General features: G+C 36.7%; 24 protein-coding genes. 14 read left to right on the top strand and 10 right to left on the bottom strand.

Features of this window, described 5'->3' with window-relative positions:
• Window positions 1–189: 189 nt before the first annotated feature.
• Complete coding sequence (locus ASE74_RS10175) at window positions 190–972, bottom strand: lytic transglycosylase domain-containing protein (RefSeq protein ID WP_055908105.1); 783 nt, start codon at window positions 970–972, stop codon at window positions 190–192.
• A 263-nt stretch (window positions 973–1,235) separates the two neighbouring features.
• Between ASE74_RS10175 and ASE74_RS10180 the strand changes: the two genes are divergently transcribed.
• The 3 genes from ASE74_RS10180 (at window position 1,236) to ASE74_RS10190 (ending at window position 4,686) form a co-directional block, all read left to right on the top strand.
• A complete protein-coding gene (locus ASE74_RS10180) occupies window positions 1,236–2,771 on the top strand; it encodes a pseudouridine synthase (protein WP_055908110.1) in 1,536 nt (511 codons plus the stop codon).
• A gap of 293 nt (window positions 2,772–3,064) precedes the next feature.
• On the top strand, window positions 3,065–4,174 hold the full coding sequence (locus tag ASE74_RS10185; protein WP_055908112.1) for a lactonase family protein: 1,110 nt from the start codon (window positions 3,065–3,067) through the stop codon (window positions 4,172–4,174).
• A 17-nt stretch (window positions 4,175–4,191) separates the two neighbouring features.
• Window positions 4,192–4,686, top strand: a complete 495-nt coding sequence (locus tag ASE74_RS10190) for an SRPBCC domain-containing protein (protein ID WP_055908116.1) — start codon at window positions 4,192–4,194, stop codon at window positions 4,684–4,686.
• Between the two features lie 211 nt (window positions 4,687–4,897).
• On the opposite strand, the gene ASE74_RS10195 is transcribed toward ASE74_RS10190, so the two are convergent.
• From ASE74_RS10195 to tilS, 4 genes are all read right to left on the bottom strand, one after another.
• Window positions 4,898–5,344, bottom strand: coding sequence for a KTSC domain-containing protein (locus ASE74_RS10195; protein ID WP_029279950.1), 447 nt, complete (start codon window positions 5,342–5,344; stop codon window positions 4,898–4,900).
• 244 nt (window positions 5,345–5,588) lie between these two features.
• Window positions 5,589–6,731 carry an N-acetyl-alpha-D-glucosaminyl L-malate synthase BshA gene (bshA, locus tag ASE74_RS10200; RefSeq protein WP_055908118.1) on the bottom strand — a complete coding sequence of 381 codons (1,143 nt, stop codon included), beginning with the start codon at window positions 6,729–6,731 and terminating at the stop codon, window positions 5,589–5,591.
• A 128-nt stretch (window positions 6,732–6,859) separates the two neighbouring features.
• On the bottom strand, window positions 6,860–7,351 hold the full coding sequence (locus tag ASE74_RS10205; protein WP_055908121.1) for a hypothetical protein: 492 nt from the start codon (window positions 7,349–7,351) through the stop codon (window positions 6,860–6,862).
• Window positions 7,352–8,683, bottom strand: coding sequence for a tRNA lysidine(34) synthetase TilS (gene tilS, locus ASE74_RS10210; RefSeq protein ID WP_055908123.1), 1,332 nt, complete (start codon window positions 8,681–8,683; stop codon window positions 7,352–7,354).
• A gap of 65 nt (window positions 8,684–8,748) precedes the next feature.
• Here tilS and ASE74_RS10215 point away from each other — a divergent pair, with 65 nt between their 5' ends.
• Window positions 8,749–11,169 carry an OstA-like protein gene (locus ASE74_RS10215; RefSeq protein WP_055908125.1) on the top strand — a complete coding sequence of 807 codons (2,421 nt, stop codon included), beginning with the start codon at window positions 8,749–8,751 and terminating at the stop codon, window positions 11,167–11,169.
• 38 nt (window positions 11,170–11,207) lie between these two features.
• The gene (locus tag ASE74_RS10220; protein ID WP_055908130.1) at window positions 11,208–11,429 is read left to right on the top strand and encodes a hypothetical protein; all 222 of its coding nucleotides are present in this window, start codon (window positions 11,208–11,210) and stop codon (window positions 11,427–11,429) included.
• A gap of 296 nt (window positions 11,430–11,725) precedes the next feature.
• Here the strand turns inward: ASE74_RS10220 and ASE74_RS10225 are convergent, their stop codons facing one another.
• Together ASE74_RS10225 and ASE74_RS10230 are read right to left on the bottom strand one after the other, a co-directional pair.
• The gene (locus ASE74_RS10225; RefSeq protein ID WP_055908132.1) at window positions 11,726–12,304 is read right to left on the bottom strand and encodes a non-canonical purine NTP diphosphatase; all 579 of its coding nucleotides are present in this window, start codon (window positions 12,302–12,304) and stop codon (window positions 11,726–11,728) included.
• Between the two features lie 95 nt (window positions 12,305–12,399).
• Window positions 12,400–13,053 carry a hypothetical protein gene (locus ASE74_RS10230; RefSeq protein WP_055908135.1) on the bottom strand — a complete coding sequence of 218 codons (654 nt, stop codon included), beginning with the start codon at window positions 13,051–13,053 and terminating at the stop codon, window positions 12,400–12,402.
• A 104-nt stretch (window positions 13,054–13,157) separates the two neighbouring features.
• Here ASE74_RS10230 and ASE74_RS10235 point away from each other — a divergent pair, with 104 nt between their 5' ends.
• From ASE74_RS10235 to ASE74_RS10255, 5 genes are all read left to right on the top strand, one after another.
• Entirely contained in the window at window positions 13,158–13,745 is a 588-nt protein-coding gene (locus tag ASE74_RS10235) for a hypothetical protein (protein WP_235526053.1), read from the top strand.
• A 53-nt stretch (window positions 13,746–13,798) separates the two neighbouring features.
• A complete protein-coding gene (locus tag ASE74_RS10240) occupies window positions 13,799–15,157 on the top strand; it encodes a peptidylprolyl isomerase (RefSeq protein ID WP_055908141.1) in 1,359 nt (452 codons plus the stop codon).
• 5 nt (window positions 15,158–15,162) lie between these two features.
• A complete protein-coding gene (locus tag ASE74_RS10245; protein ID WP_055908143.1) occupies window positions 15,163–16,125 on the top strand; it encodes a MoxR family ATPase in 963 nt (320 codons plus the stop codon).
• A 101-nt stretch (window positions 16,126–16,226) separates the two neighbouring features.
• Window positions 16,227–16,712: a hypothetical protein gene (locus ASE74_RS24900; RefSeq protein WP_055908147.1), complete on the top strand. Its 486-nt coding sequence runs from the start codon at window positions 16,227–16,229 to the stop codon at window positions 16,710–16,712.
• Window positions 16,713–16,872: 160 nt separating this feature from the next.
• Entirely contained in the window at window positions 16,873–17,064 is a 192-nt protein-coding gene (locus ASE74_RS10255) for a hypothetical protein (RefSeq protein ID WP_055908150.1), read from the top strand.
• Window positions 17,065–17,210: 146 nt separating this feature from the next.
• Here the strand turns inward: ASE74_RS10255 and ASE74_RS10260 are convergent, their stop codons facing one another.
• The 3 genes from ASE74_RS10260 to cysS all read right to left on the bottom strand — a co-directional run bounded on the left by ASE74_RS10260 (window position 17,211) and on the right by cysS (window position 20,982).
• Window positions 17,211–18,095, bottom strand: a complete 885-nt coding sequence (locus ASE74_RS10260) for a glycerophosphodiester phosphodiesterase family protein (RefSeq protein ID WP_055909444.1) — start codon at window positions 18,093–18,095, stop codon at window positions 17,211–17,213.
• 222 nt (window positions 18,096–18,317) lie between these two features.
• Entirely contained in the window at window positions 18,318–19,175 is an 858-nt protein-coding gene (locus tag ASE74_RS10265) for a nuclear transport factor 2 family protein (RefSeq protein WP_055908153.1), read from the bottom strand.
• 346 nt (window positions 19,176–19,521) lie between these two features.
• Entirely contained in the window at window positions 19,522–20,982 is a 1,461-nt protein-coding gene (cysS, locus tag ASE74_RS10275) for a cysteine--tRNA ligase (RefSeq protein ID WP_055908160.1), read from the bottom strand.
• Between the two features lie 538 nt (window positions 20,983–21,520).
• On the opposite strand from cysS, the gene ASE74_RS10280 reads away from it, so the two are divergent.
• The 4 genes from ASE74_RS10280 (at window position 21,521) to ASE74_RS10295 (ending at window position 24,498) form a co-directional block, all read left to right on the top strand.
• A complete protein-coding gene (locus ASE74_RS10280) occupies window positions 21,521–21,952 on the top strand; it encodes a GNAT family N-acetyltransferase (RefSeq protein ID WP_055908163.1) in 432 nt (143 codons plus the stop codon).
• 126 nt (window positions 21,953–22,078) lie between these two features.
• The gene (gene lipA / locus ASE74_RS10285; protein WP_029278501.1) at window positions 22,079–22,972 is read left to right on the top strand and encodes a lipoyl synthase; all 894 of its coding nucleotides are present in this window, start codon (window positions 22,079–22,081) and stop codon (window positions 22,970–22,972) included.
• Between the two features lie 114 nt (window positions 22,973–23,086).
• On the top strand, window positions 23,087–23,638 hold the full coding sequence (locus tag ASE74_RS10290) for an RNA polymerase sigma factor (RefSeq protein WP_025144171.1): 552 nt from the start codon (window positions 23,087–23,089) through the stop codon (window positions 23,636–23,638).
• Between the two features lie 2 nt (window positions 23,639–23,640).
• On the top strand, window positions 23,641–24,498 hold the full coding sequence (locus ASE74_RS10295; RefSeq protein ID WP_055908166.1) for an anti-sigma factor domain-containing protein: 858 nt from the start codon (window positions 23,641–23,643) through the stop codon (window positions 24,496–24,498).
• Window positions 24,499–24,681: the final 183 nt, after the last annotated feature.

A 24,681-nucleotide genomic window follows, 5' to 3' on the forward strand; every position in this document is an offset into this window, starting at 1 on the left:
GTTCATTGCCTGTATGAGATATAAATTATTCCGTGTAAATCCGTTTCTCCGCGACTAACAACTTCCTTTCATTGATTAGCAGGGTGCAAAAGAATGTCAGTTTTTATCCGTGTAATCACCTCCAAAAAAAAAACGTCCTGATTTAAAATCAGGACGCCTTACCAAATGCTTGTCTTTATCTTAATTATACTATTCGGCGTTATAAGCCAATAATACCCTCGGTTTTTCGTAACCGTAACGTTTTGGATGTTCCATAATCTGTTTCATAGAAATCACCTTATAAACATAGCCTCCGGTTTCGCGGTTGAGCTTCATTTTGTAGTAATTGTCTTGATTTTGATTATCGATCTGCTTGCGTAAGCGTCCATCGCCAACATTGTAAGCCGCAGCTACCAATGTCCAGCTTTCCAAACCCTTATACATTTCCTTAATGTATTTGCAGGCCGCAATGGTAGATTTACGCAAATTGTAGCGCTCATCAACATTTCCGTTTACTCTTAATCCGTAGGTACGCGCTGTGCCGGGCATAAACTGCCAGATACCGGCTGCACCTTTTGGAGAAACTCCTTCAGCCATTCCAGATTCGACCAGGGCCAAATACTTAAAATCATTAGGGATTTTGTACGCGGCAAGAATAGGCTCAATTACAGGAAACCATTTTGCTGCTTTTGCATGCAGGCGGTTCGTTTGTGTGTTGCCATAACGATGTGCTGCAAGAATTTTTTTCATTTTGCGTTCTACTTTTTTATCGCCCAAAGGCAAAGTTTCTTTTGCAAAATTTAACTGTGCCATTAAAGATAGAGGGCTTTCCTCTTTTTCCACTTTAAGGCTATCAGATTTTGGTATTGTAGTGTTTAATTTTTCTTCTTTTAAAAGACTTTTTTGTGCTAAGGGCATTTGGTAAGCGAACACTTTTGCCAAGATAAATAGTGTTGCCACTACCGCAAATGGTACGATGTGTTTCTTTAACATTTTCCTCCTTTTTTTGGTGAACTTATATAAAAACGTTGGCAAAGCTAAAAAATAATAAGCACATTATCAAATAGTTACGAAATTAAGCCCCAAAATCAGCCCTTAAAGTGCTTTAAACGTGGATTTTAAATTTTGATTTTCAACTGATTTTTCCTATTTTAGAGGCTATTTTTTTAGCTAATTTTTCCGCTCTTAAAATTGTTATGTTCATCATTTTTTCATAAATTTGCAACCCGCATTTTTAATGTGGTTAAAAGCGTATCATGATAAATAAAAACAACAGGAACAGTCGGGATGACAAGTCCAAACCAGGCAGTCGGAAAACAGAAGGCAGGAGCAGTTCGGCCGGGTCTGACAGAAGAAGATCAGACGACAAAGACAGCAAATTCAAAAAATCATCCGATTCAAAAGACGGCTTCAAACCCAGAAGCTCAGACGGTAAAGATTTCAAATCAAAATCTTTCGGAGACAAAAAAGACTTCAGACCAAGAACAGGAGACCGCGATTTTAAATCAAAAGACGGAGAATCAAAGGGATTTAAATTTGGCGACCGTGAATTTAAATCAAAAGATAGCAATTCAAAATCAGAAGACCGTAGTTTTAAACCTAGAGAAGGCGGATCGAGAGATTATAAGCCAAGAACAGGCGATCGTGATTTCAAATCGAGAGAGGGCGGATCAAGAGATTACAAACCAAGAACAGGAGACAGGGATTTTAAACCAAGAGAAGGTGGTGCAAGAGATTATAAGCCAAGAACAGGAGAACGTGATTTCAAATCTAAGGATGGAGATTCGAGAGATTTTAAACCGAGAACTGGCGACCGCGACTTCAAGCCTAGAGAAGGCGGATCAAGAGATTACAAACCAAGAGAAGGTGGCTACAAAGATTTTAAATCAAGAGGCAAATCAGACGATTTTAAGCCAAGTGCTGGAAGTTCAAGAGATGTAAAACCTAGGGAACCAAAAGAAGGTGACACCCGTCCGTTTAGAAAACGCGAGGATGCGCAGCCTAGAGATACAGAATTTAACCGCCCGGAGCGTACTGTAATTGCTCAGGGCCGCAGAACTACGAATGAAGATAAAGGCTTAATCCGCCTGAACAGATATATTTCAAATGCAGGCATCTGCTCTCGTCGTAAAGCTGATGAGTTAATTGCTGCCGGCATTATTACCGTAAACGGTGAAGCCATTACCGAATTAGGGCATAAAGTTGATCCGGCTAAAGATTTGGTACGCTATAACGGCGAACTTTTAAAACGTGAGAAAAAAGTTTACGTGTTATTGAACAAACCAAAAGATTACATCACCACAACTGACGATCCACAGGAACGCCGTACAGTGATGCAACTGGTTGATAAAGCAAGCCGCGAGCGTATTTACCCGGTTGGCCGTTTAGATCGTAATACTACCGGTTTATTATTAATGACAAATGATGGTGATTTAGCGGATAAATTATCTCATCCTAAAAACGGAATTACCAAAATTTACAATGTTGAACTGGATAAATCTTTATCACAAGGTGATTTAAACAAAATTGCTTTTGGTTTAGAATTAGAAGATGGATTGATAAAACCGGATAACATTTCTTATGTTGCAGGTGGAACCAAAAAGGAAATCGGCATTCAGATTCACAGCGGTAAAAACAGAATTGTTCGTCGTATTTTCGAGCACCTGGGTTACAGCGTAGAAAAATTAGACCGTGTGGTTTATGGCAATTTAACCAAAAAAGATCTGCCCCGCGGTAGATGGCGTTATCTAGAAGATCATGAATTGATTCAGATTAAGCATTTAATTAAATAATACATGAGGCAGCCAATGGTTGCCTTTTTTTATACTGCTATTTTTTACCACAAAGCACACAGAGAAAGCACAGCGTTCACAGAGCTGGAGTCTATATCCAATCGCCCACGTTAGTAAGAGGATGCAAAAGAAAAACGATTATATCGTTAAATAGTAATAGTAAAGTGCATTACAAATGCAGCAGTCAATCAGCGTCATTACAAACACAGAAGAAAATGAGGAAACATCTTCCGTATTTTCTGTGCCTCCGTGGCCAACTTTATTTATATTTGTTAAAATCAAGATCATTCTACATGAAAAAATTCAGTTCATTATTTATACTTACCATATTGTCTACATTAACCTTTGCCCAAAAAAGCAGTTACAATCTTCTCGTTGGAACCTATACTGCACCGGGAAAGAGTGAAGGAATTTACACTTACGATTTTAATACTTTAACCGCTGTTACCAAGATAAAAAGCATTACCAAAAATACCGCTAATCCGAGTTACCTCGCCATATCTCCCGACCAAAAATTTATTTATGTGGTTAATGAAACCGGCACCACAAGTACTGTAAGTGCTTTTAAATACAATGCAAAAACTGGTGATTTAACGTTTTTAAACAAAGTTGATAGTCATGGTGCCGATCCTTGTTTTATTACCGTTGATACAAAAAATGTAATAGTTGCAAATTATAGCGGCGGCAGTTTAGCAGTATTTGCAAGAAAGGCCAATGGAGCTTTAACCGAAGCTTTGCAGATTATTAAGCATACGGGAAAGAGCATCGACCCAAAAGGCAGACAGGAAAGTGCCCATGTGCACATGACGGTATTCACGCCAGACCACAAATATTTAATAGTGAACGACTTGGGCGAAGATCAAACCTATATTTATACATACAAGCCTACAGCAAAAGAAAGCATACTAACGGTTAAATCGGTAATTAAAACCAATGCAGGTACCGGCCCCCGACATATAACTTTTAGTCCGAATGGAAAGTTTGCCTACCTGGCGCACGAATTTAACGGCACCATTACAGCTTTTGCTTATTCTGATGGAAGATTAACTAAAATACAGGAGATTGGCACTGCGCCAAAAGATTTTGCAGGCAAGATTGATGGTGCAGATATTCACGTCTCACCAGACGGAAAATTTCTTTATGAAACGAACCGTGGCGATGCCAATAGCATTTCTACTTTCTCAATCCTTTCAACGGGAAAACTTAAATTTATCGAAACCGTAAGCACCCTGGGTAAAGGCCCAAGGAATTTTGCCATCAATCCAACTGGAAAATTTTTACTTGTTGGACACCAGTATACCAACAACATCGTGATTTTTAACCGCAACAAAACAACCGGCAAATTGACCGATAGCGGGAAAAGAATTGATGTTGGCGCTCCTGTATGTTTGGTATTTAATTAAGATCTAAAACCAAACCAATGGAAAATTTCGATTGGACAAAATTTACCATCAGGATAGCGATTAAGGTTAATATGGCAGACCTATACAACGCGTGGACAAAACCAAGTGAAATTGAAAAGTGGTTTTTAAGCGAAGCAACGTTTTATGATGAGAATGATGTATTACTGAGCAAAACGCAAAATGCGCTAAAAGGCGATCGCTACAAATGGATCTGGTATTTGTATGATGATATCGAAAATGGAACCATAACCGAAGCGAACGGTAAAGATTATTTTCAGTTTACTTTTGCAGGCGATTGCTTGGTAGATATCAAACTGAGGGAAGAATTCGAATACATTGTTGTAGAACTTACGCAAAAAAATATTCCACTTGATGATAATTCCAAAAGGAATATCCGTTTAGGCTGCCATAACGGCTGGAGTTTTTATCTTTTGAATTTAAAATCAATTTATGAAGGTGGTTTGGATTTAAGAAATAAGGATAACCGTTTCAAACCCATGTTAAATAATTAAAGCTGCTATAATAGATGCTGAAATAAATTCAGCAGGACGCATGTTTAATACGCTTGCGTAAATTTAATTTATAGTACGATCTTCACCCTGGATTTATAATACGCTTATAACAGTCGACGATAGTTTTAACCACCTCATCTCGAAGGATCAACGCAAAAAAAATGGCCCCGATTTTCATCGCGACCATTCTTAACTATTTTAATTTTAGTAATTATGCTGGTTCTGCAACCCTTGCAACGTTACGGTATGGAAATTCATTAAAAATATGCCTGCGGGCGAAACGACCAGGAGAATCCGCATTCACCAATTTCACATAAATTGCTTTTGGCACATCGAAATATTCGTAAGCACTCCCATCAAAAAACTGGATATTTAAAACCTGTTGTTTGTATTCGAAATCCTGAATATTTGATAATGTTGTGGTTTGTGTATACGTTTCAATATTCTGCTCGCGTGTTTCTGGCGCAATACTTACCAGGAAATGGTAAGCTTCGATAATTTCTTTACTTCTTGCTTCTGCATCTAATTTCTCTTCTTCCTGCTGAAATTTATCAGGGTGACAATCTTTCATCAATGTACGGTACACCGATTTAAGCTCTTTTAACTCAGCATTTTTGTCTACGCTCAAAAGCTTTCTGTAATCAACTATTTTCTTCATGGGAACTAACCTCTTTTATAATTTTGCCGAAACGTTTTTTAATCACTAAAGCGTTTCAAGCCGCAAAGATACGATTTATAATCATTTGATTTTGAGAAAGTTTACTTTTTTCAAATATTGCCGATAGTAATGGTAAATTGTGCATTTAGAAGTATTTTAATACCCATTCAATACCTCAAAACTAAAAAAGTTTTGCTGCGTAAAAACGGCAAAACTTTGAATGAGTTAAATAAATAACTTGTAGTTAATATTTGGGCTGTAACGAATTCTCAATCACTTCCTTGTAATAATCGATATATATAGGCAAGATCTTTTTCAGATCGAAATCCTGAGCCCTTTTAAAAGCATTTTCTTTAAAACGGTTTAATGTTTCATCATCTTTCAAAATTTCGATTGCATGAGCTGCCATTGCATCAACATCGCCAACATTGCTCATATAACCACAAAATCCATCAACATTAAGCTCTGGCAAGCCACCAGCATTTGTAGTAATTGCAGGCACTTTACAAGCCATTGCTTCTAAAGCAGCCAAACCAAAACTTTCAGATTCTGAAGGCATCAGAAAAAGATCCGAAACCGATAAAATTTCTTCTACCGCATCTTGTTTGCCTAAAAACCTTACACTTTCGCAAATATTTAACGATCTGCAAAGTTGTTCATCATAAGCACGCTCAGGTCCATCGCCAACCATTAACAGCTTCGAAGGAATAACCGCCTGCACCTTTTCGAAAATCCGGATAACGTCTGAAGTGCGTTTCACTTTCCTGAAGTTGCTGGTATGAATTAAAATCCGTTCGTTATTTGGGGCAATTGCTTTTTTGAAATGGTCTTTAGCCTGTAAACTGAATCGCGAAAAATCGATAAAATTCGGAATTACCTTAATTTCTTTAGTTATTTCAAAGTGGTTATAGGTATCTTCTTTTAAATCTTCCGAAACTGTAGTTACACCATCACTCTGGTTGATTGAAAAAGTAACCACTGGTTTATATGTTGGATCTTTACCTACCAAAGTAATATCTGTACCGTGCAAAGTAGTTACCACTGGTATATGAATGCCATAACTCGCTAAAATCTGTTTCGCCATGAAAGCAGCGGAAGCATGTGGAATAGCATAATGAACATGCAATACATCCAATTGTTCGAAACGGACAACATCTACCAGTTTACTCGCCAATGCGGATTCGTATGGCGCATAATCAAAAAGTGGATAGTCTCTAACCGACACCTCATGATAAAACAGATTGGCAGAGAAGAAATCGAGCCTGGCCGGCTGACTATATGTGATAAAGTGAACCTGATGACCCTCGTTAGCAAGCGCTTTACCAAGTTCTGTTGCAACTACTCCACTACCGCCAAAAGTGGGGTAGCAAACAATTCCTATCTTCATTGTATGTGTATTGTTGTTACCGCAAATGTACCCGATTTTAATGTATAATGCGTGTCGGTCTATTGCAATAAAAAAGACGAGAAATTGAGTAGAGATTTTCTCAAGAAAATCGAAAAAAAATTAGAAGATTAGGATTTGAGGTTTCTCATTTCATCCTTAATTACCAGGAAGAGTTCATTTGGACGCTGCGTGCCGATAAAATATTCTAATCCATCACGATCGGTTAGCACAACCGCATCTTTACCTGATGAATAAAAACGAATTGTTCCTTTTGTGTGGAGGTTATATACCGGATTATTGAAAAAATAACGGCTGTAAGTAGCTTTACGCACATCAACAATGCTATTTAAATCTATTTTAACCCGTTTGGTTGTCCAAAGGCCATCCAAAATCATACTGCCATTATCTACAACAATTTTGTATTGGATCAAAAACAGCAAAAGCATGGAAACACCTATAATTCCAAATCCTACAACAAGGAACAAATCTTGGGTATTGTCGCGATCGCGCTCATAAACATATGCTGCAAAACAGAATGCAGCCATAATAAGCCTAATGAAAATGCGAACATAATCACGGCCGATGTACTGTTTTTCGATATAGGCGTATCTGCTTTCCACTTATTTAATTTTGAGTTCGAATATAGCAACTTTTTTTGTTGTGCCCGTTAATTTATATCGGTTATCCTGTCGCATGCCTGCAATCCAAACAATTTCACCATTTCCGTTTACTAATATCGGTGTAGTGTTTTTTAAATGAATGGGAACCTTTTCATCGATAAAGTAATCACTTACTTTTTTAGGGCTGCGCATGCCCAACGGAATGAATTTATCTCCGTTTTGCCAATTTCTCAGTACTAATGGAAAAATCAGTTTATCTGCATTTACAAAAGCCTTATTTACATTAATTTCGAATTTAATGTCATCGGTAAATTGCAATGAGATTTCCTCACTGGCAAAAGCAATACTTTCGGTTGTTGGGTGGATAAATTGATTGGATACCACAACAGTATCTTTTTCAACAATTACCAAATCACCCCTATTGATAATGGCCTGATGAGATGCACTAAAAAAATGTGTTCCACTTAGTGCCTTTAAACTATCTAAAATTTCCTGAACTAAATTTTCGCCAAAACCAAAAGGTTTAAGTAATTCATATAGCAGTAATTTTTGTGGATTTAGTTTAGCAATCTCATCCAAAGGAATATAAATCCCATCATTTTTCTTATTTAAAATCTTATTTTCAAGTTTGTAGACCTGTAGATTTAAAAAAGTTTCTAATTCTGCAAATCTTGCTATATTCTCTGCAAAGGTTTTTTCCAGGTTTGGATTAATCTCTTGAAGGTGAGGAACAATTTGTAACCTGATTTTATTCCGGGTATAATTTGTACTTGCGTTCGAGCTGTCTTCTACGAAATTAATATTGTTAGCAATTACAATATCGTCAATTTGCTGGCGGTTTAAGAAGAGTATCGGCCTGATTAGCCTTTCGCGTTTGGGCAAAATACCATGTAAACCACTTATTCCGGTTCCGCGGGTTAAGTTAATAAGCACGGTTTCAACAGCATCGTTCTGGTGTTGTGCCAATGCAATGTAATCGTATCTTTCTTTAATCCGTATTTCTTCAAACCAGTTGTAACGGAGATCGCGGGCTGCCATCTGAGTAGAAATTTTATTTTCTGTGGCATATTTTTTGGTATCAAAATGCGTTACATAGAAAGGTAACTCTAAATTTTTAGCCAGAAGCGCAACAAAACTTTCATCACGTTGTGCCTCATCGGCTCTTAGATTAAAATTACAATGTGCCACACCAACATCAACGCCTATTGCTTTAAACAAGTGCAACATTAATACCGAATCTTTGCCTCCGCTTACGGCCAAAAGAATCCTGTTACCCCGAACAAACAGCTGTTGCTGTTCAATAAAATCCTGAAATTGCTTAAGAGGTAACATCAATCAAAAATATTTAATTTTAACTGGTATTCCGAACGTTCGGAACAAAAAACTAACTTTGTAGTGTGCAAAAACTATTTGTCTTTTTATTTCTTCTAATCAGTCCAGTATTTTTATTCGGTCAGCAACCTGCTTCGAAGATTAAAATCGTTTCATTTGCAAAGATAACCGGAGATACCAAGAAAAAAATAAGTTACCTCCGTAACCCTGTTTTCCAGCAGGATAATGCAACATTAACTTGTGATAGTGCCATTTTTTACAGCGAGCGGAATTACTTTGAGGCTTTTAAGAATGTGCACATCAACCAGCTTACCACCGATATTTATTCTGATCAATTGGAGTATGATGGAAATAAAAAACATGCCCATTTGACCGGTAATGTAAAAATGATCGATCCCACATCGATCTTAACCACCAATATTTTAGATTATAATACACTCAGTAAAATTGGCACATATACCAGTGGCGGTAAAATTGTTAATAAGGAAGTAACGCTGACAAGTAAAAACGGCTATTATTTTAGCAATTCGAACGATGCCTATTTTAGATATGATGTAGTGGTAGTTACGCCGCAATCGGTTATCAAATCGGATACGATGAGTTACAATACGCAAAGCAAGTGGACTTTTTTCTATGGCCCGACCAACATCAAAGGAAAAGACGATAACCTGTATACTGAAAACGGACAGTACAATACACTGAGCGAAGATGCCTTTTTCGGAAAGAAAAATTTATACACTCAGGGTACCAGATCGTTAAAAGGAGATAGTTTATATTATTACGGCAAAAAAGGAATTGGCAAAGCTGTAAAGAATATTGTTTTTTCTGATACAAAAGATAAAATGAAAATGTTTGGCGATTTGGGTTATTATTATAAACTGGATCAGCGGACATTGGTTACCCGAAATGCCTACCTGGGGATAGGAACCGAAGATTCTATCATGGTGAAGAACAAAAAAAGGCCTGATAGTTTATGGATGGGTGCGGATACCTTGGAAACTCAAATGGTATTGCAAAAAACGTTAAAACTGATTCCTAAAATTTCTATAAAAGCCGACAATCAGGTTGGTGAAGATGATGAAGACACTGGAGAAAAGAAAGCAAAAGGTGAGGCAAAATATAAACCTGAGGCTGAATCTAGTCAAAAAGAAGATAAAAATAAGCGTAAAAACAGTAAAGCAGATAAAAAGAAAAAGAATAAAGACGACGAAAAAGATGATCCGCTTAACCTGAAAGATAAAAATATCGACAGTTTAAAATCAAAAATAGATTCGCTCGGAAAAGGATTGCCGAAAATTGCGCTGGATAGCCTACAAAAAAACAATGTTTTAAAAAACAAGGCAGATTCTATTGTTAAAAACTTACCGAAACTAAAAATAGATAGCCTGCAGAAAAAATTAACGGATAAAATTGGTCCGGCTATAAAAGTTATTTCAAAAACAAAGGTAGATAGTTTACAGAAAAAACTGACTGATAAAGCTACACCAATCGTTAAAGATTTATCGAAAACAAAAATTGATAGTCTGCAAAAAAAGGCAATTAAAACTGGTGTTAAAGATAGTTTGACAAAAGTTATAGCGAATTTGAAAACAGGCAAGCCAAACGATACTGCAAAATTTAATCCGGCAGATACCGTTCAAACCCGTATTATTAAGGCTTATCATGGTGTTAAAATTTTTAAAACTAACATACAAGCTAAAACTGATAGCCTTTTTTATACCAGTGCCGATTCTACTTTGCGCTGCTATAGTAACCCAATTATATGGTCGGAAGGCTCGCAACAGGTGGGTGATACCATTTTTGTTCAGTTTAAGAACAAAAAGCTGAATAATTTACAAGCCTTCAGAAATGCATTTTTAGTGAATACGCCAAAAGATTCATTAAGGTTTAACCAGATAAAAGGGAGGTTAATGACTGGTTTCTTTTATAATGGAAAACTTAAAAATCTATATGTTGATGGCAATGCTGAAAGTATATATTATACACAGGATGATAGCACGAAAGTGTATAAAGAGATGAACCAAACGCTGAGCAGCAGGATAAAATTCATTTTTAAGGATAAAGAAAATGCAATTGAAGACATTGTTTACATAAAAGGTGTAGAGGGAGCTTTAAATCCAGAAAATACCATTGCAAAAGACCATGTTTTAAAAGGATTTTCATGGAAACCAACAGAACGCCCAAAATCCAAAAAGGACGCGGTTGGCTCATCAGGAAAGGCTAAGCCCAAAGCAAAGGCTAAAACCGTTTCAGGTAAGCCTGCAGTAGCTATAAAGGCGACAAAGCCAGTCAAAACTGCACCAACTACTGTTGTTAAACCAAAAATTACCACAGGAAAAGACAGTTTAAATCTGGATAAAAAACTGCCTCAAACCAAACCGGCAGACACCAGTAATTTTGGTATCAAACCTATTTTGCCAAAAAGGGACTCTATGCAAACGAAAAAAGATTCAATACAGGTAAAAAAGGTAGCGGGCAAGATGTAGTTTTTTGCTATTCATTAAATTAATGGTTAAATTTATTTATGGATTTACAATCAGAAAAACTAAGTGTACTTCAACAGATTATTAATTCGGATGATGAAAGTTTAATCAGGGATATTAAATCATTAATTATTGCAAGGGATATTGATTGGTTTGATGAATTGAACGATAGTCAGAAAAATGATATTTTTGAAGGAATAAGCCAATTAGATCGTGGTGAAAGTTTTAGCCATGAAGAGGCGAAAAAAAGGTTTAGTATTTAATGACTATTATTTGGTCTGAAAAAGCAGGCGAGACCTTTCAAAAAAATATTGATTAACTAAAGGAAAACTGGACTGAAGTTGAAGTAAAAAAATTCATTATCACGGTATTTACATATCTTGAAACACTATCTGAAGAACCACTAATTTCTAGAAAAACCTATAAGACAAAAAATACGCACATAGGTTTTATCATCCCTCACATATCAGTTGTTTACCGAATTAAACCCAAAAAAGATATCTTAGAGATTGTAACTTTTATAGACAATCGACAAAGTGGCAAAAGGAAGAAAAGATTCTTATAATTGCCCTTTCAAAAACTCCATCATCTTTCTAAGTGCAATCGCCCTATGACTGATTTTATTTTTTTCCGCCAGATCCATTTCGGCAAAAGTTGATTCATAACCATCTGGCTCGAAAATCGGATCATATCCAAAGCCGTTTGAACCAGATAGCGTTGTCCGGATTGTGCCTTCAATTGTGCCTTCAAAAATATGATTTTCACCATTTTGCATTAAGGAAATTACGGTTTTAAACCGTGCTTTTCTATTGGCAATGCCTTCAAGTTTTTTTAAAACCAGCTGAATATTTTCTATATTATCACGGCTTCCTGAATACCTGGCAGAGTAAACCCCGGGCTCATTATTTAATGCCTCAATTTCCAAACCACTATCATCAGCAAAACAATCCAGGTTAAAATGCGCTACTACATAACTGCTTTTTAGGGTTGCGTTTCCTTCAAAAGTATCAGCCGTTTCAGGAATATCAACCAGGCAGCCAATATCTTCCAAATTCAGAATTTCATACTTACCTTCAAGTGCAGCACGTATTTCTTCAGTTTTATGTTGGTTATTTGTAGCAAAAACAAGTTTTTTCATTGAAATATTGGGCGTTTTTAAATTGGAATGTTTAGAAATTTTTGAGGTTGCTACAAAAATATTAATGCCTCCTCATTATTTACCATTATACAGGCTTATTTGATTTTCTGAAGATGCCCCCACAGCAATTTTTTTGCGGTTATATCACTTTCAAGATGATGAAGATTAGGGGCGAAAATTATTCTGGTGCTTTCGTGAACGATAATTTCATTTTGCCAGCTAAGGTTTAATTTAAGTTCGGCAACTTCCACTCCAAACGATAACATAATAAGGGGTTTAAAAAACCTGTGCAAAGTTTGATAATCAGTGCCGGTGTAATTTGCATAGTTTAAAATGGCAAAGTCTGGCGTACCCAAATCTACTGCTTTGACTATTTTCCTCAGCAGTTCCCTTCCCTGTTCGCTACTAACATCGTTCTGATTGTCGTTCACTAAAATCAATACCGATTTTTTATTTCCGCCTAAAAATTTAAACGTTTTTTCGGTAAGCGGTTCTGCCACAATCTGCGGAATTTCAGGTTCTTGCGTATTAACTTTCGGTATATTTGTAGCATTAATCTGAGGAATTTGCGCTATTTCCGGTTTTAAAACAGATTCTTTTACTTCGGTAACTGAAACATTTTCGTCAGCAAAAACTGGCTCAGGATTACCTAAAGGCAGAATTTCTACGCTTTCATCCTTAACCAAAAAAACCTCTTCAGTAAAAAATAAGCGTAAAGCATTCGCATTGTTGGTAACCTGGTTTTCCATTCGTATTTTTGTTGAATAATAATATCTGTTAAAATTAGTTAAATATCTTATAATAGCGCCGCTAATTGTTACTTTTATCCCTTAAAATTTATAGAGTGCTCTGCGTGAGGAAAGCTTATTGCCTATTTATTTTCAGCCTTATTTACAGCATTTCGTTTGCACAAAACGTTGCTGTGGTAAACGGTAAATCGATAAGTGCCAAGGAGTTTATGTGGGCCTACAAAAAAAGCCATAATGGCAACATTAGTGCGGCTTATGATACCTTACAAACGTATTTAAACTTGTATATAAATTTTAAACTTAAAGTTTTGGATGCCCGTGATATGGGTTTGGATAAAAATGCCAGTTATCAGGAAGAAATTAAAACTTATGAGGACGCATTAACCACGCATAAGAAAGTTGGGGGAAGTAATAAAGACCGCGATTTTTTATTGAACGAATATCGCGAGGGCGTTTTAATGTTCAATGTTTCGGAACAAAAAATTTGGAATAAGGCTCAGGAAGATGAACAGGCGATACTTGATTTTTACACTACGAACCAACAAAATTACAATAAACCTTTAAGTGAAGTTAGAGGAGAGGTGATTGCCGATTACCAGCTTAGCTTAGAAGATAAATGGCTTAAAAGCCTTAAACAAAAATATCAGGTCAAGATTAACGAAAACGAGCTTAAAAAACTCGCCAAATTGTAACCGATCTGATTTTAAAACCATTAGTATTAAATTTGCAAAATATAATAAATAGAATGAAGAAAGTTTTTTTAGTAGCAACCGCTTTAATTTGCCTGTTCTTAAACAGTTTCGCGCAAAAGCATACCGTTGATAAAGTTGCTGCTGTTGTAGGAAACAATATTATCCTGCTATCAGATTTAAACCAACAATACACACAATATCTTTACCAGGGAAACCAACCAAATAATGATATTAAATGCAAAATTTTACAACAAACCTTAACCCAAAAACTACTTAAACAACAAGCTGAAATCGATTCGGTAATGGTTGAAGATGGTGCAGTTGATGATGAGGTTAACAAACGCATGCGTTACAGTATGCAACGTGCCGGTGGACAGGAGCGTTTAGAGCAATTTTTAAACAAATCGGTTCTTCAGTATAAAGATGAGATCAGACCATCCGTAAAAGATGAGTTGATTGCGCAGAAAATGCAGCAAAAAATCACAGAAAACATCAATGTTACCCCAATGGAGGTTGAAAAATATTTCAAAACGCTGGGAGATAGCATTCCTGAATTTAATACAGAGGTAGAAGTTGGTGAGGTGGTTTTGAATCCTCAGTTAACAAGAGCAGAAAAACAAAAATTCCGCGATAAAATTGAAGCCCTTCGTTTAAGGGTTAAAAGCGGCGAAGATATGGGCGTTTTGGCTAAAACCTATTCTGAAGATCCAGGTTCTGCCGCCGATGGTGGTGATTATGGTTTTATCGACAGAAATACCATGGTTAAAGAATTTACAGCATGGGCTTTTAAATTAAAGGCCGGAGAAATTTCACCAGTGTTTGAAACTGATTATGGCTTCCACTTTTTGCAGGTGTTAGAGCGTAGAGGTGAACAAGTACACGTTAGGCATATTTTAATCATGCCTAAAACCACGCCAGAAAGTTTAACCCGTTTAAAACTGCATGCAGATAGTATTTACAACAATATTATTGGCAAAAAATTGAGCTTTGCAGCAGCAGCAAACCTTTATTCTGACAATAAAGAAAGTAAATATAATGGCGGTATGATGCTTAATGCGGAAAATGTACAGGCTAGAAGTACTTTTATCCCGGTTGATAAATTAGATCCAACAATATTTTTGGTAATTGACACAATGAAAATCGGTGGCATTTCTAAGCCAGATTTATTTACCGCAGCAGATGGAAAACAAGGTTACCGTATTTTATACTTAAAATCTAAAATACCTCCTCACAAAGCAAATCTTGCGCAAGATTTTCCAAAAATCAGAGATGCCGCACAAAGTGATAAAATTAATCGTACTTTAAGCGAATGGTTTGAAAAACGTCGCGAAAGTACTTACATTAAAATTGACGACGAATTTAATACCTGTGATGAATTAAAAATTTGGACTAAAACCACAGCCGCAAAATAACACCAATGCAGTATAAGAACGAAGTAGAAGCTGTTGATGCACTTCATCAATCTTTCAACAATATTAAAGCCGAAATAAGCAAGGTAGTAGTTGGACAGGATGACATCATAAAATCTGTTTTAATCGCCATTTTTAGCAACGGACATTGTTTGTTGGTTGGCGTACCGGGATTAGCCAAAACTTTACTTGTACAAACTGTAGCTTCTGTTTTAGATCTCGATTTCAATCGAATTCAGTTTACACCGGATTTAATGCCAAGCGACATTATTGGCGCAGAGATTTTAGGAGAAGACAGGCACTTTAAGTTTATAAAAGGGCCTGTTTTTTCTAATATTATCCTCGCTGATGAGATAAACCGTACCCCTCCAAAAACACAGGCCGCCTTGTTAGAAGCCATGCAAGAGAAATCGGTTACCGCAGCTGGGCAAACACATATTTTACCGAAACCTTTTTTCGTTTTGGCCACACAAAACCCAATTGAGCAGGAAGGAACTTATCCCCTACCCGAAGCGCAACTAGATCGTTTCATGTTCAATATTCAGTTAAACTATCCTGCTTTTGCTGATGAATTGAATATTGTTAAAAACACCACCAGTAATAAAACCATTCAACTGCAAAAAATTATTCATGCAGACGATATTCAATATTTTCAGAAACTGATCCGCGATATTCCCATTACAGATAATGTTTTGGAATATGCTGTAAAATTAGCTTCCAAAACCCGCCCGAACAGCGAATTTGCTACAGATGCGGTTAATAAATATATCAGCTGGGGTGCTGGCCCTCGTGCCTCTCAGTTTTTAGTACTGGGTGCAAAATGCCATGCCGCAGTAACTGGAAAATATTCTCCCGACATCGAAGATGTTAAAGCCGTTGCTGAACCTATTTTGCGCCACCGTATTGTGCGTAATTATCGCGCTGAAGCCGAAGGTTTGTCTATCGAAAAAATAATTAAAGACTTGTTGTAATCAGCGAAATTTATAATTCTTGCACTAAAGGATTATAAATCAACATTAAAGTAGTTAGTGGTTCCAAATGGTGACCAACTAAATTATTATATTTGTTTAAGATGGATACCAACAACCTCACCGGTGCAATTGCCGCACTAATGGACGAATATAAAAAGGCAGTTGATGAACTGATAATAGTTATCAGACCAATCAACCCGCAGCAACTGCTTAAAACCATTGAGCCAGTTAGTTCAAATACAGATTGCATTTCCATCCAAACCATTTTAACGCATGTAGCGGCTTCAATGTTCAGTTACGCAATATATATCGAAAACTCAGTCGGATTGCATACCATTAGACCAGAACGGCAAGAATTTGATGAAGTACTACCCTATATTTCCCTTATCCAGGAAGCACTTAACTATAATGAGGACTTTTTCAACCGAAATCCTAATATTACAATGGAAGAGCTAAATCCAGCCAGGAAAATAAATACACGATGGGGACAGCAGTATGACGTAGAACAAATGCTTGAGCATGCCATTGTTCATATATTACGGCACAGGCGGCAAATTAAGAATGCTTTAGCTCAATTTAATTCATAAAACGAATTGTTAACAGCACAATTATTAAAATTATATCTCTTGTCTTTTAATTTCTTGCGCTACCTAAAATACAATTGGTCAAATTACGCTTATTTTAATTTTGTTAGTATCTTTACCACTTAATTACAAAGCATAAATCTTTAAATCAAAAATATTCGATATGTCAGCTCACGATTCACACGCACCGGTTCATCAAACTAAAGGCATTTGGGCATTACCATTAACGGCTTGGATTATTGTTTTAATCCTTCTTTTAGCTTTTACAAGACCAATTTTCCACCATGAAAAAGAAACTTCTTCTCACGAGAAAACTGAGGTAAACCATACAGAAGCTCCTGAATCACACCACTAGGCATAGCTCAAGAGAAAAATAAAAAAAGCGCTGAAACCAGCGCTTTTTTTATTTTTATATATTTTGTTTACTCGTTCTTACCCCAACAACAGTTTATGTTTCATTGAAATCATTATCATGACCTTATAAACTACGATTTACTTCAGCTACTTAATTTGCCCCTTAATATTAGGAAAATCAGTAATTACCCCATCTACACCTAAATCCATAAAATATTTAAGCTCCTTAACAGTATTTACCGTCCACGGAATAATTTTAATACCCATATCGTGGCACCGATCTACCAAACCTTTACCAACCAGCACTGAATATGGACTATAAATGGTTGGTTTAAATCCTAATTTCTCTATATAATCTTCAAAAGGTTCTTTTTCATCAATCAACAACGAAGTTTGTATTTTAGGATATTTTTCGTGCAGGTATTGTAGGGTACGCATATCAAACGATTCGATAATTACCCTTTTGGCAATCTTTTTTTCATTGATCACTCCCATAATCAGCTCTACAAATTCTGCAGGCTCCGGATGAAATTCGTTATCACCGTTTTTAATGGTTTTTGTTTCAATGCTATAAACTGGTTTAGCCAATTTGTGTGCTTTAACATAATCCTCAACCGCATCTATTGTTTCAGAAAGTAAGGGTTTATATGCTTTAAATTTCATTTGACCAGGAAAACGACTATGAACTTTACTGCCTACATCAAACTTCTTTACCTCTTCATAATCCATCTTATAAATGTTGTATTTCTTCTGATCTTTCAAAGAAATCGCTTTTCCGTTAGGCTGAAGTGAGATTTCATTGTTAAAATAAGGCTCTTGAGAAAGTACAACCTGTTTATCTTTAGAAATCACAGCGTCCATTTCTAACGTGTTAACACCCAAATCCAAAGCTTTTAACATTCCTTCAATGGTATTTTCTGGCATAATGCCCCTTGCGCCCGCTTTACCCTGCAAATCGAACTTTCTTTTTTGTGCCGATACGTTTAAAAAAAGTAATAAGAGCGTGGAGAGTAGAAGTAATTTTTTATTCATGAATTTTAAACGTAAAATGAACATTTTTATTTGTGATAATCTTCCCTAAAGCGTAAAAATGCTGCATTTAGTTATATTATCGCGTTGCTGGATGGATATCGCTTCATCAAATTGTAATTCAACTGTGGCTAAACTTTAGCAAAGTTGCAGGAAGCAATAATTTAAGAAATAAAAAAAGGGCTTCTTTTTATGGATAGCCCTCTTTTAATTCACATTGTTATTTTATCTTTCTGCAGGTACGAATGCCTGTACAATTAAGTTCCAGCTCGCATCTGCTGCTTTTTCATAAACAAAAACATAGTTAAAGCTTTCACGCAGGTCGGCTTTATAATCGATGGTGGCAACACCGTAAGTGTAAGCCAAATCGCTACCTATTGCTTTATCTACACCTGTAGTTTTTAAATTGATCTTGCTGATCATGCTATTATAAAAAGCAACAATTTTTCCTTTTCCATCAATGGCTTCATTACCAGGGAAAAGCAAACGTGCATCATTGGTTAAAAAACCTCCAAAAGCAGCAATTCCATGTGTTTTTAATAAAGTATTAAGGGTTTTCTCAGTGGTTAAAATGATTTCTTTTCCGGCTTTAATTTCTCTTTCATTCAAAAATTTAGGTGCAACGTGGTCTTTAGGTTCAACAAACGAAGGTGTAAATTTAGTTAGCGGTTTGTTGCTCTCTGTCCCTAAATCAATCGCTAATTTCCATTTGCCATTTTCTGGTTTCCAGATAGAAAGGTACTGACCGTATTTTTTTTCTGAAGTTCCGATTTCATAAGGGCCGGTAGTAAAACCTAAATCACCACTACGCGATACTTTCGCCAAATTTGGTGTCCATGTTACATCATTTTCAGCATTAGCTTTACCAGCATAAAAAGTTTTAGCATTAACAGGGTTTGGTCTGAATACCAAAGTACTGGTAGATGAATAATCTATGTAAGCTTCTTTATCTCCATTTTTGGCAATCGACTTAGCGAAATCCTTTTCAGCATTTACTAAAGATTTGGTTGTTCCGTCACTTTTTTGTGCAAAAGCACTAAGGGCTAAAAGCGAAGCTATTGCGGTTGAAAATAATTGTTTCATTATTAATTAAGATAATATGTTTGGCGAATATAAAATTTTCTTTGATGGATGATTTCAAAAGTAATTAACAATTACACATTAAAGGGTTATTTTTCGCGATATATGGTAATAATGTATATCATTTCCACCCTTCAGCTGCCTCCAAGGGTATACAAACTAATGGGCGAGCTTAAAATGCATAAAATTTCCTTGCGCTTAACTCATCCCCCTTTGAAAGGCGCAGGGGATGGCAATGTAAACCGATATAATCTATTGTTGATACCCAGCTAATGCCCCCTACTAAACCAATTTTTCTCATCGTTTAAAACTATCGGCTCTTTACTCCAAACGCCCAACTCCAAACTCGTTAAGCCTTACTCCAGGTTGTTCCTTCTTTGCCATCTTTAAGCTGAATACCTAATTCCTGCAGCCCGATGCGGATACGATCAGAAGTTGCGTAATCTTTATTTGCTTTAGCCTCAGTTCTTAAATTTATTACCATATCCAAAACGCCGTTTAAGTCATTTCCTCCCGCATCCTCATCTTTAAGGCCTAAAATATCGAAAACAAAATCGTTAATCAGTTGCTTTAATTTTTCTAACGCTTCGGCAGAGATTTTCCCTTTACCATCATAAACGGTATTGATAATTCTTACTGCTTCAAAGAGTTCTGCAATTAAAATCGGACTGTTAAAATCGTCATTCATTGCATGGATACATTTTTCTTTTAAGGCATCAATGTCAAAATCATTCTGTTCTGCAACCTGAAGTTTATCCAACAAACCAACCGCCGACATTAAACGGCGAAAGCCTTTTTCTGAAGCATCCAGGGCATCATTAGAAAAATCCAAAGTACTACGGTAATGTGCCTGCAACATAAAAAACTTAACCGTCATCGGGCTGTAGCCTTTCTTCAGTAAGGGATGATCGCCCGTAAACAACTCTAACGGAAGGAAACCGTTCCCCGCCGATTTAGACATCCGCGTACCGTTTACCGTAAGCATATTGGTATGCATCCAATAACGGGCAGGTTGTTTATGGCTGCAAGCCTCAGATTGCGCAATTTCGTTGGTATGGTGCGTGGCCGCTAAATCCATTCCACCTCCGTGAATATCAAATTCGGCCCCCAGATATTTAGCACTCATTGCTGAACATTCGATATGCCAGCCCGGAAAACCCATGCCCCAGGGCGATTGCCATTGCATTAACGTTTCTGGCTTTGCTTTTATCCAAAGGGCAAAATCCAACCTCCCGTGTTTCTCATCCTGACCACCCAATTCGCGGGTATTGTTCAGCATATCTTCCAGGTTACGGTTGGTTAAAATCGTGTAATTGTATTCTTTGCTATATTTTTCTACATCGAAATACACATTGCCATCCACTTCGTAACCATAACCATTGGCTATAATTACTTTAATCATTTCAATTTGCTCAATAATGTGTCCGGTAGCAGTAGGCTCGATACTTGGCGGCAGTGTATTAAACATCCGCAATACATCATGGAAACCTAGAGTATACTTCTGTACAATTTCCATTGGCTCAAGCTGTTCTAATTTTGCACGTTTTGCAAATTTATCATCACCTTCATCCCTATCGCCCTCTAAATGGCCAGCATCGGTAATATTACGTACATAACGCACTTTATAACCCGCATATTTAAGGTACCTAAAAATTAAATCGAATGATATAAATGTGCGGCAATTGCCCAGGTGCACATCACTATAAACGGTAGGACCGCAAACATACATCCCAACATTAGGTGCATTTAAGGGTTGAAAAAGTTCTTTTTTGCGCGAAAGCGTATTATAAAGCTGTAAGCCAGTATTCATACTGCAAATGTAAGATTTAGTTAGAAAGTAAAAACGTTTAAAGTTGCAATGTTTAGGTTATGATTTTAAGCTAACATTTGAAAAGGCAATATCGGTCATCACTTGCAAATAGCAAATGCTCACAAATATTTTAATTATTATTTGGAAAGGTACTTTAGTGCTTATGAGTAATGGTAGTCCCTCTTTCCGCTATAGCTTTGCCGAAGGGGCTCAGGCTGCCGCTTCAATTGGGTTTTTGTGGCAGGGTTTGATGATTTTATGATCGTAAAATTACGAAGTTAGCCAGCGCTGGCCTCTGTGAGGAATGTCATTAAATTAAGGTTTTTAACCACAGATCCACACAGATAAACACTGATTTTTATATCTGTGTTCATCCTTTTTATCTGTGGTTAAATTATTTTCACCTGTGCCAATGGCTTAACTTACTAACATTATACCGATTAGCCAGCATCAGGTATCCGTTCCGTCAGATGTTACCATCTGACGTTAGAACAATTTTTTAATCTTAATTTAGTTTAACATAATAACCCTTTTAACAATGGTCGAAATTAGAGCGATAACCGAAAAAGATGCAGATATTGTAGCCAAGCTTTCTACACAATTGGGTTACAAAAGTGATGTAAAACAAACAACAGCCCGGATTAAACTCATCAATAACAGCATCGAAAATTGCGCATTTGTCGCATTAATTAATGGCAAAATAGTAGGCTGGATTCATGCATTTTACACTTTAAGAATAGAATCTGATGCTTTTGTAGAAATTGGAGGTTTGATTGTTGACGAAACTTACCGGAATCATCAAATTGGAAAACAATTGATTGAAAATATAACACTTTGGGCAAAAAAGCAAGAGCTCAAAAAATTAAAGGTTAGGTGCAATATAGTACGTATTGAAAGTCATAAATTTTATAAGCGAATTGGCTTCAAAGAGAATAAAACACAAATTGCATTTGAAAAGGATATAATTTAACCATTGCTATTCTTGCGAAGTCGATGGGCACCCGCTCAGCAGATTTTGCAAGTTGCCCTTACATTATTACAACCTACAAACATTTCATTATTGTAACATTTCAATCCTATTCGTTAACTTTGTAGCATGATTGATTTACCGGTAGTACCTGCTGTGACTGAAGTTAAACGTAAACCCGATTGGTTACGTGTAAAATTACCTGTTGGTAAGGAATATGCCCAAGTTCGCAGTTTAGTAGATACGCACAAGCTCCACACCATCTGCGAAAGTGGTAATTGCCCTAATATGGGCGAATGCTGGGGTGCAGGCACGGCAACTTTCATGATTTTAGGTAACATTTGTACCCGTAGCTGCTCTTTTTGTGCCGTTGCAACAGGCCGTCCTTTGGCTGTTGATGTAGATGAACCTAACCGCATAGCCGATTCTGTAAGGTTAATGGGCGTTAAACATTGCGTAATTACTTCGGTAGATCGTGATGACTTAAAGGATGGTGGTTCAATCATCTGGGCAGAAACATTACAAGCCATCCGCCGAGAAAGCCCTATTACCACTTTAGAAACATTAATTCCTGATTTTAAAGGACAGTGGGATAATTTATACCGCGTTTTAGAAGAAAGACCAGAAGTGGTTTCGCACAATATGGAAACAGTTAAGCGTTTAACCAAACAAGTGCGTATCCAGGCAAAATACGATAGAAGTTTAGAGGCCTTAAAAAGGATTTCAGAATTTGGTTTAAGAACTAAAACGGGCATTATGCTGGGTTTAGGTGAAACTGAAGAAGATATTTTTGAGGCAATGGACGATTTAGTTGCCAATGGTGTTCATATATTAACTTTAGGCCAATATTTACAACCTACACGTAATCACCATCCTGTGGTTGATTGGATCCATCCAGATACATTTGCTATGTATAAAGAGGCTGGTTTAGCAAAAGGTTTAAAATATGTAGAAAGCGGTCCTTTGGTTCGTTCATCTTACCATGCCGAAAAACACCTTTTTCCGATTGAAGGAATTGCCTAAATCTATTATTATAAGCGATTTAACCTCTTTTATTAAATCGCACTCCTTAAAGGAATGAATTTATAAAACATTTTTTTGGTTTTAATGTTCTGTATTGTATCTTAGTGACCGATAGTGACTGCATTAAAAAAATTAACTCTAACCGAGCCTGAACTTGTTCAAGCACTGCAATCGAAAGATCCAGCGGTACTAAAAACACTGTACAGCATGTATTCCTCAGCGCTTTACGGCGTTATTTCACGCATTATTACCCATACTGAACTTGCAGAAGATGTTTTACAAGAAACTTTCGTAAAAATCTGGCAGTCTGCTACACACTATGATCATACTAAAGGACGTTTGTTTACGTGGATGATGAATATTGCCCGCAATTTATCGATCGACAAACTTCGTTCTAAAGATTTTAAGAATTCACTCAAAAACCAAGATATAGAAAATAACGTAAGTTTCGTTGATGAACAAAACAAGGTTACGTTTAATCCGGATGTTCTTGGAGTTAAGCAACTTGTAGAAAACCTTAAACCGGATTTACAAGCAGTTCTTGATTTAGTTTATTACAAGGGTTTCACACATGTGGAAGCCGCAGAAAAGTTAGATCTGCCATTAGGTACGGTGAAAACCCGGATCCGGTTGGCTATTATTGAATTGAGAAGGAATTTTAATTGAGCGTGGAAAATTTAAAAGCATATATCGAATCTGGAGTACTTGAGCTGTACGTTTTAGGTGATTTATCACCTGAAGAAGCGTTGCAGGTTGAGGAAATGGCATCTCAAAACCTAGAGGTTAGAGATGAAATAGCTGCCATTGAGCAAGCTATGGAGCAATATGCTATGCAAAATGCTGTAGAGCCATCTGCAGATGTAGAAACAAGATTATTCGAGAAGTTGGGGTTAAGTGAAGTTGAAGAGAATGTGAATGTTCAACCCGAACCAGTTTATACAGAAGAACCAAGAATTATACGTTTGGATGGAAGTAGTGCAAAAGTGAGAACTTTGCGTTATGCCTTAGTTGCTTGTATAGCTTTATTGGTAGTAAGTACTGCAGCACTATTTATTACTTATAATAAACTTAATGCTGCGCACGACCAAATTGCAAGTTTAAACCTCGACAAACAGAAATTTGCCGGAGTAGTTAGTAAGCTTGAATTTGAAAACCAAGGTTTAGATAACATGGCTACTATGGCCGATAGTAAAGAATGGGCAACCATTCGTATGGCAGGACAGGCTTTTAGTCCATCTTCTAAAATGAAGGTTTATTGGAACAAAAAAGATAAAAGCGTGCTGATTAACTATGTGGCAATGGATTTACCTAAAACAGATGCCGAACATGAATATCAATTATGGGCACTTGTAAATGGAAAACCAGTAAGTTTAGGTGTATTCGGAAAAACCGATTCTACCAGTAACGAAGCCTTAGTAAAAATGCAGACTATCCAGGAAGCACAAGCTTTTGCCGTTACATTAGAGCCAACTGGTGGCAGTGTTAATCCAACAATGGATAAACTTACCGTTATGGGTGGTGTTTAAATAGAAATTATTTAATTAATATATTAAATCCCGACATTAAAAAGTGTCGGGATTTTTGTTTTATAACATTTTGATCGATGTTTCTTACCATTAATCGACATTGGGGGCAGGAAACTTACTTGATCAAATAAGAAAGGCAGGGAGGCATCTTTTTTGAAATAGATCTCTCCGCTGCGACCTGGT

This window comes from Pedobacter sp. Leaf216 (assembly GCF_001421515.1).
Taxonomy (GTDB): domain Bacteria; phylum Bacteroidota; class Bacteroidia; order Sphingobacteriales; family Sphingobacteriaceae; genus Pedobacter.

Excerpts from the sequence above, each read along its gene's own strand:
- ASE74_RS10175 (WP_055908105.1), bottom strand. The coding sequence starts at position 972 with ATGTTAAAGAAACACATCGTACCATTTGCGGTAGTGGCAACACTATTT.
- ASE74_RS10180 (WP_055908110.1), top strand. The coding sequence starts at position 1,236 with ATGATAAATAAAAACAACAGGAACAGTCGGGATGACAAGTCCAAACCA.
- ASE74_RS10185 (WP_055908112.1), top strand. The coding sequence starts at position 3,065 with ATGAAAAAATTCAGTTCATTATTTATACTTACCATATTGTCTACATTA.
- ASE74_RS10190 (WP_055908116.1), top strand. The coding sequence starts at position 4,192 with ATGGAAAATTTCGATTGGACAAAATTTACCATCAGGATAGCGATTAAG.
- ASE74_RS10195 (WP_029279950.1), bottom strand. The coding sequence starts at position 5,344 with ATGAAGAAAATAGTTGATTACAGAAAGCTTTTGAGCGTAGACAAAAAT.
- bshA (WP_055908118.1), bottom strand. The coding sequence starts at position 6,731 with ATGAAGATAGGAATTGTTTGCTACCCCACTTTTGGCGGTAGTGGAGTA.
- tilS (WP_055908123.1), bottom strand. The coding sequence starts at position 8,683 with ATGTTACCTCTTAAGCAATTTCAGGATTTTATTGAACAGCAACAGCTG.
- ASE74_RS10220 (WP_055908130.1), top strand. The coding sequence starts at position 11,208 with ATGGATTTACAATCAGAAAAACTAAGTGTACTTCAACAGATTATTAAT.
- ASE74_RS10225 (WP_055908132.1), bottom strand. The coding sequence starts at position 12,304 with ATGAAAAAACTTGTTTTTGCTACAAATAACCAACATAAAACTGAAGAA.
- ASE74_RS10230 (WP_055908135.1), bottom strand. The coding sequence starts at position 13,053 with ATGGAAAACCAGGTTACCAACAATGCGAATGCTTTACGCTTATTTTTT.
- ASE74_RS10240 (WP_055908141.1), top strand. The coding sequence starts at position 13,799 with ATGAAGAAAGTTTTTTTAGTAGCAACCGCTTTAATTTGCCTGTTCTTA.
- ASE74_RS10245 (WP_055908143.1), top strand. The coding sequence starts at position 15,163 with ATGCAGTATAAGAACGAAGTAGAAGCTGTTGATGCACTTCATCAATCT.
- ASE74_RS24900 (WP_055908147.1), top strand. The coding sequence starts at position 16,227 with ATGGATACCAACAACCTCACCGGTGCAATTGCCGCACTAATGGACGAA.
- ASE74_RS10255 (WP_055908150.1), top strand. The coding sequence starts at position 16,873 with ATGTCAGCTCACGATTCACACGCACCGGTTCATCAAACTAAAGGCATT.
- ASE74_RS10260 (WP_055909444.1), bottom strand. The coding sequence starts at position 18,095 with ATGAATAAAAAATTACTTCTACTCTCCACGCTCTTATTACTTTTTTTA.
- ASE74_RS10265 (WP_055908153.1), bottom strand. The coding sequence starts at position 19,175 with ATGAAACAATTATTTTCAACCGCAATAGCTTCGCTTTTAGCCCTTAGT.
- cysS (WP_055908160.1), bottom strand. The coding sequence starts at position 20,982 with ATGAATACTGGCTTACAGCTTTATAATACGCTTTCGCGCAAAAAAGAA.
- ASE74_RS10280 (WP_055908163.1), top strand. The coding sequence starts at position 21,521 with ATGGTCGAAATTAGAGCGATAACCGAAAAAGATGCAGATATTGTAGCC.
- lipA (WP_029278501.1), top strand. The coding sequence starts at position 22,079 with ATGATTGATTTACCGGTAGTACCTGCTGTGACTGAAGTTAAACGTAAA.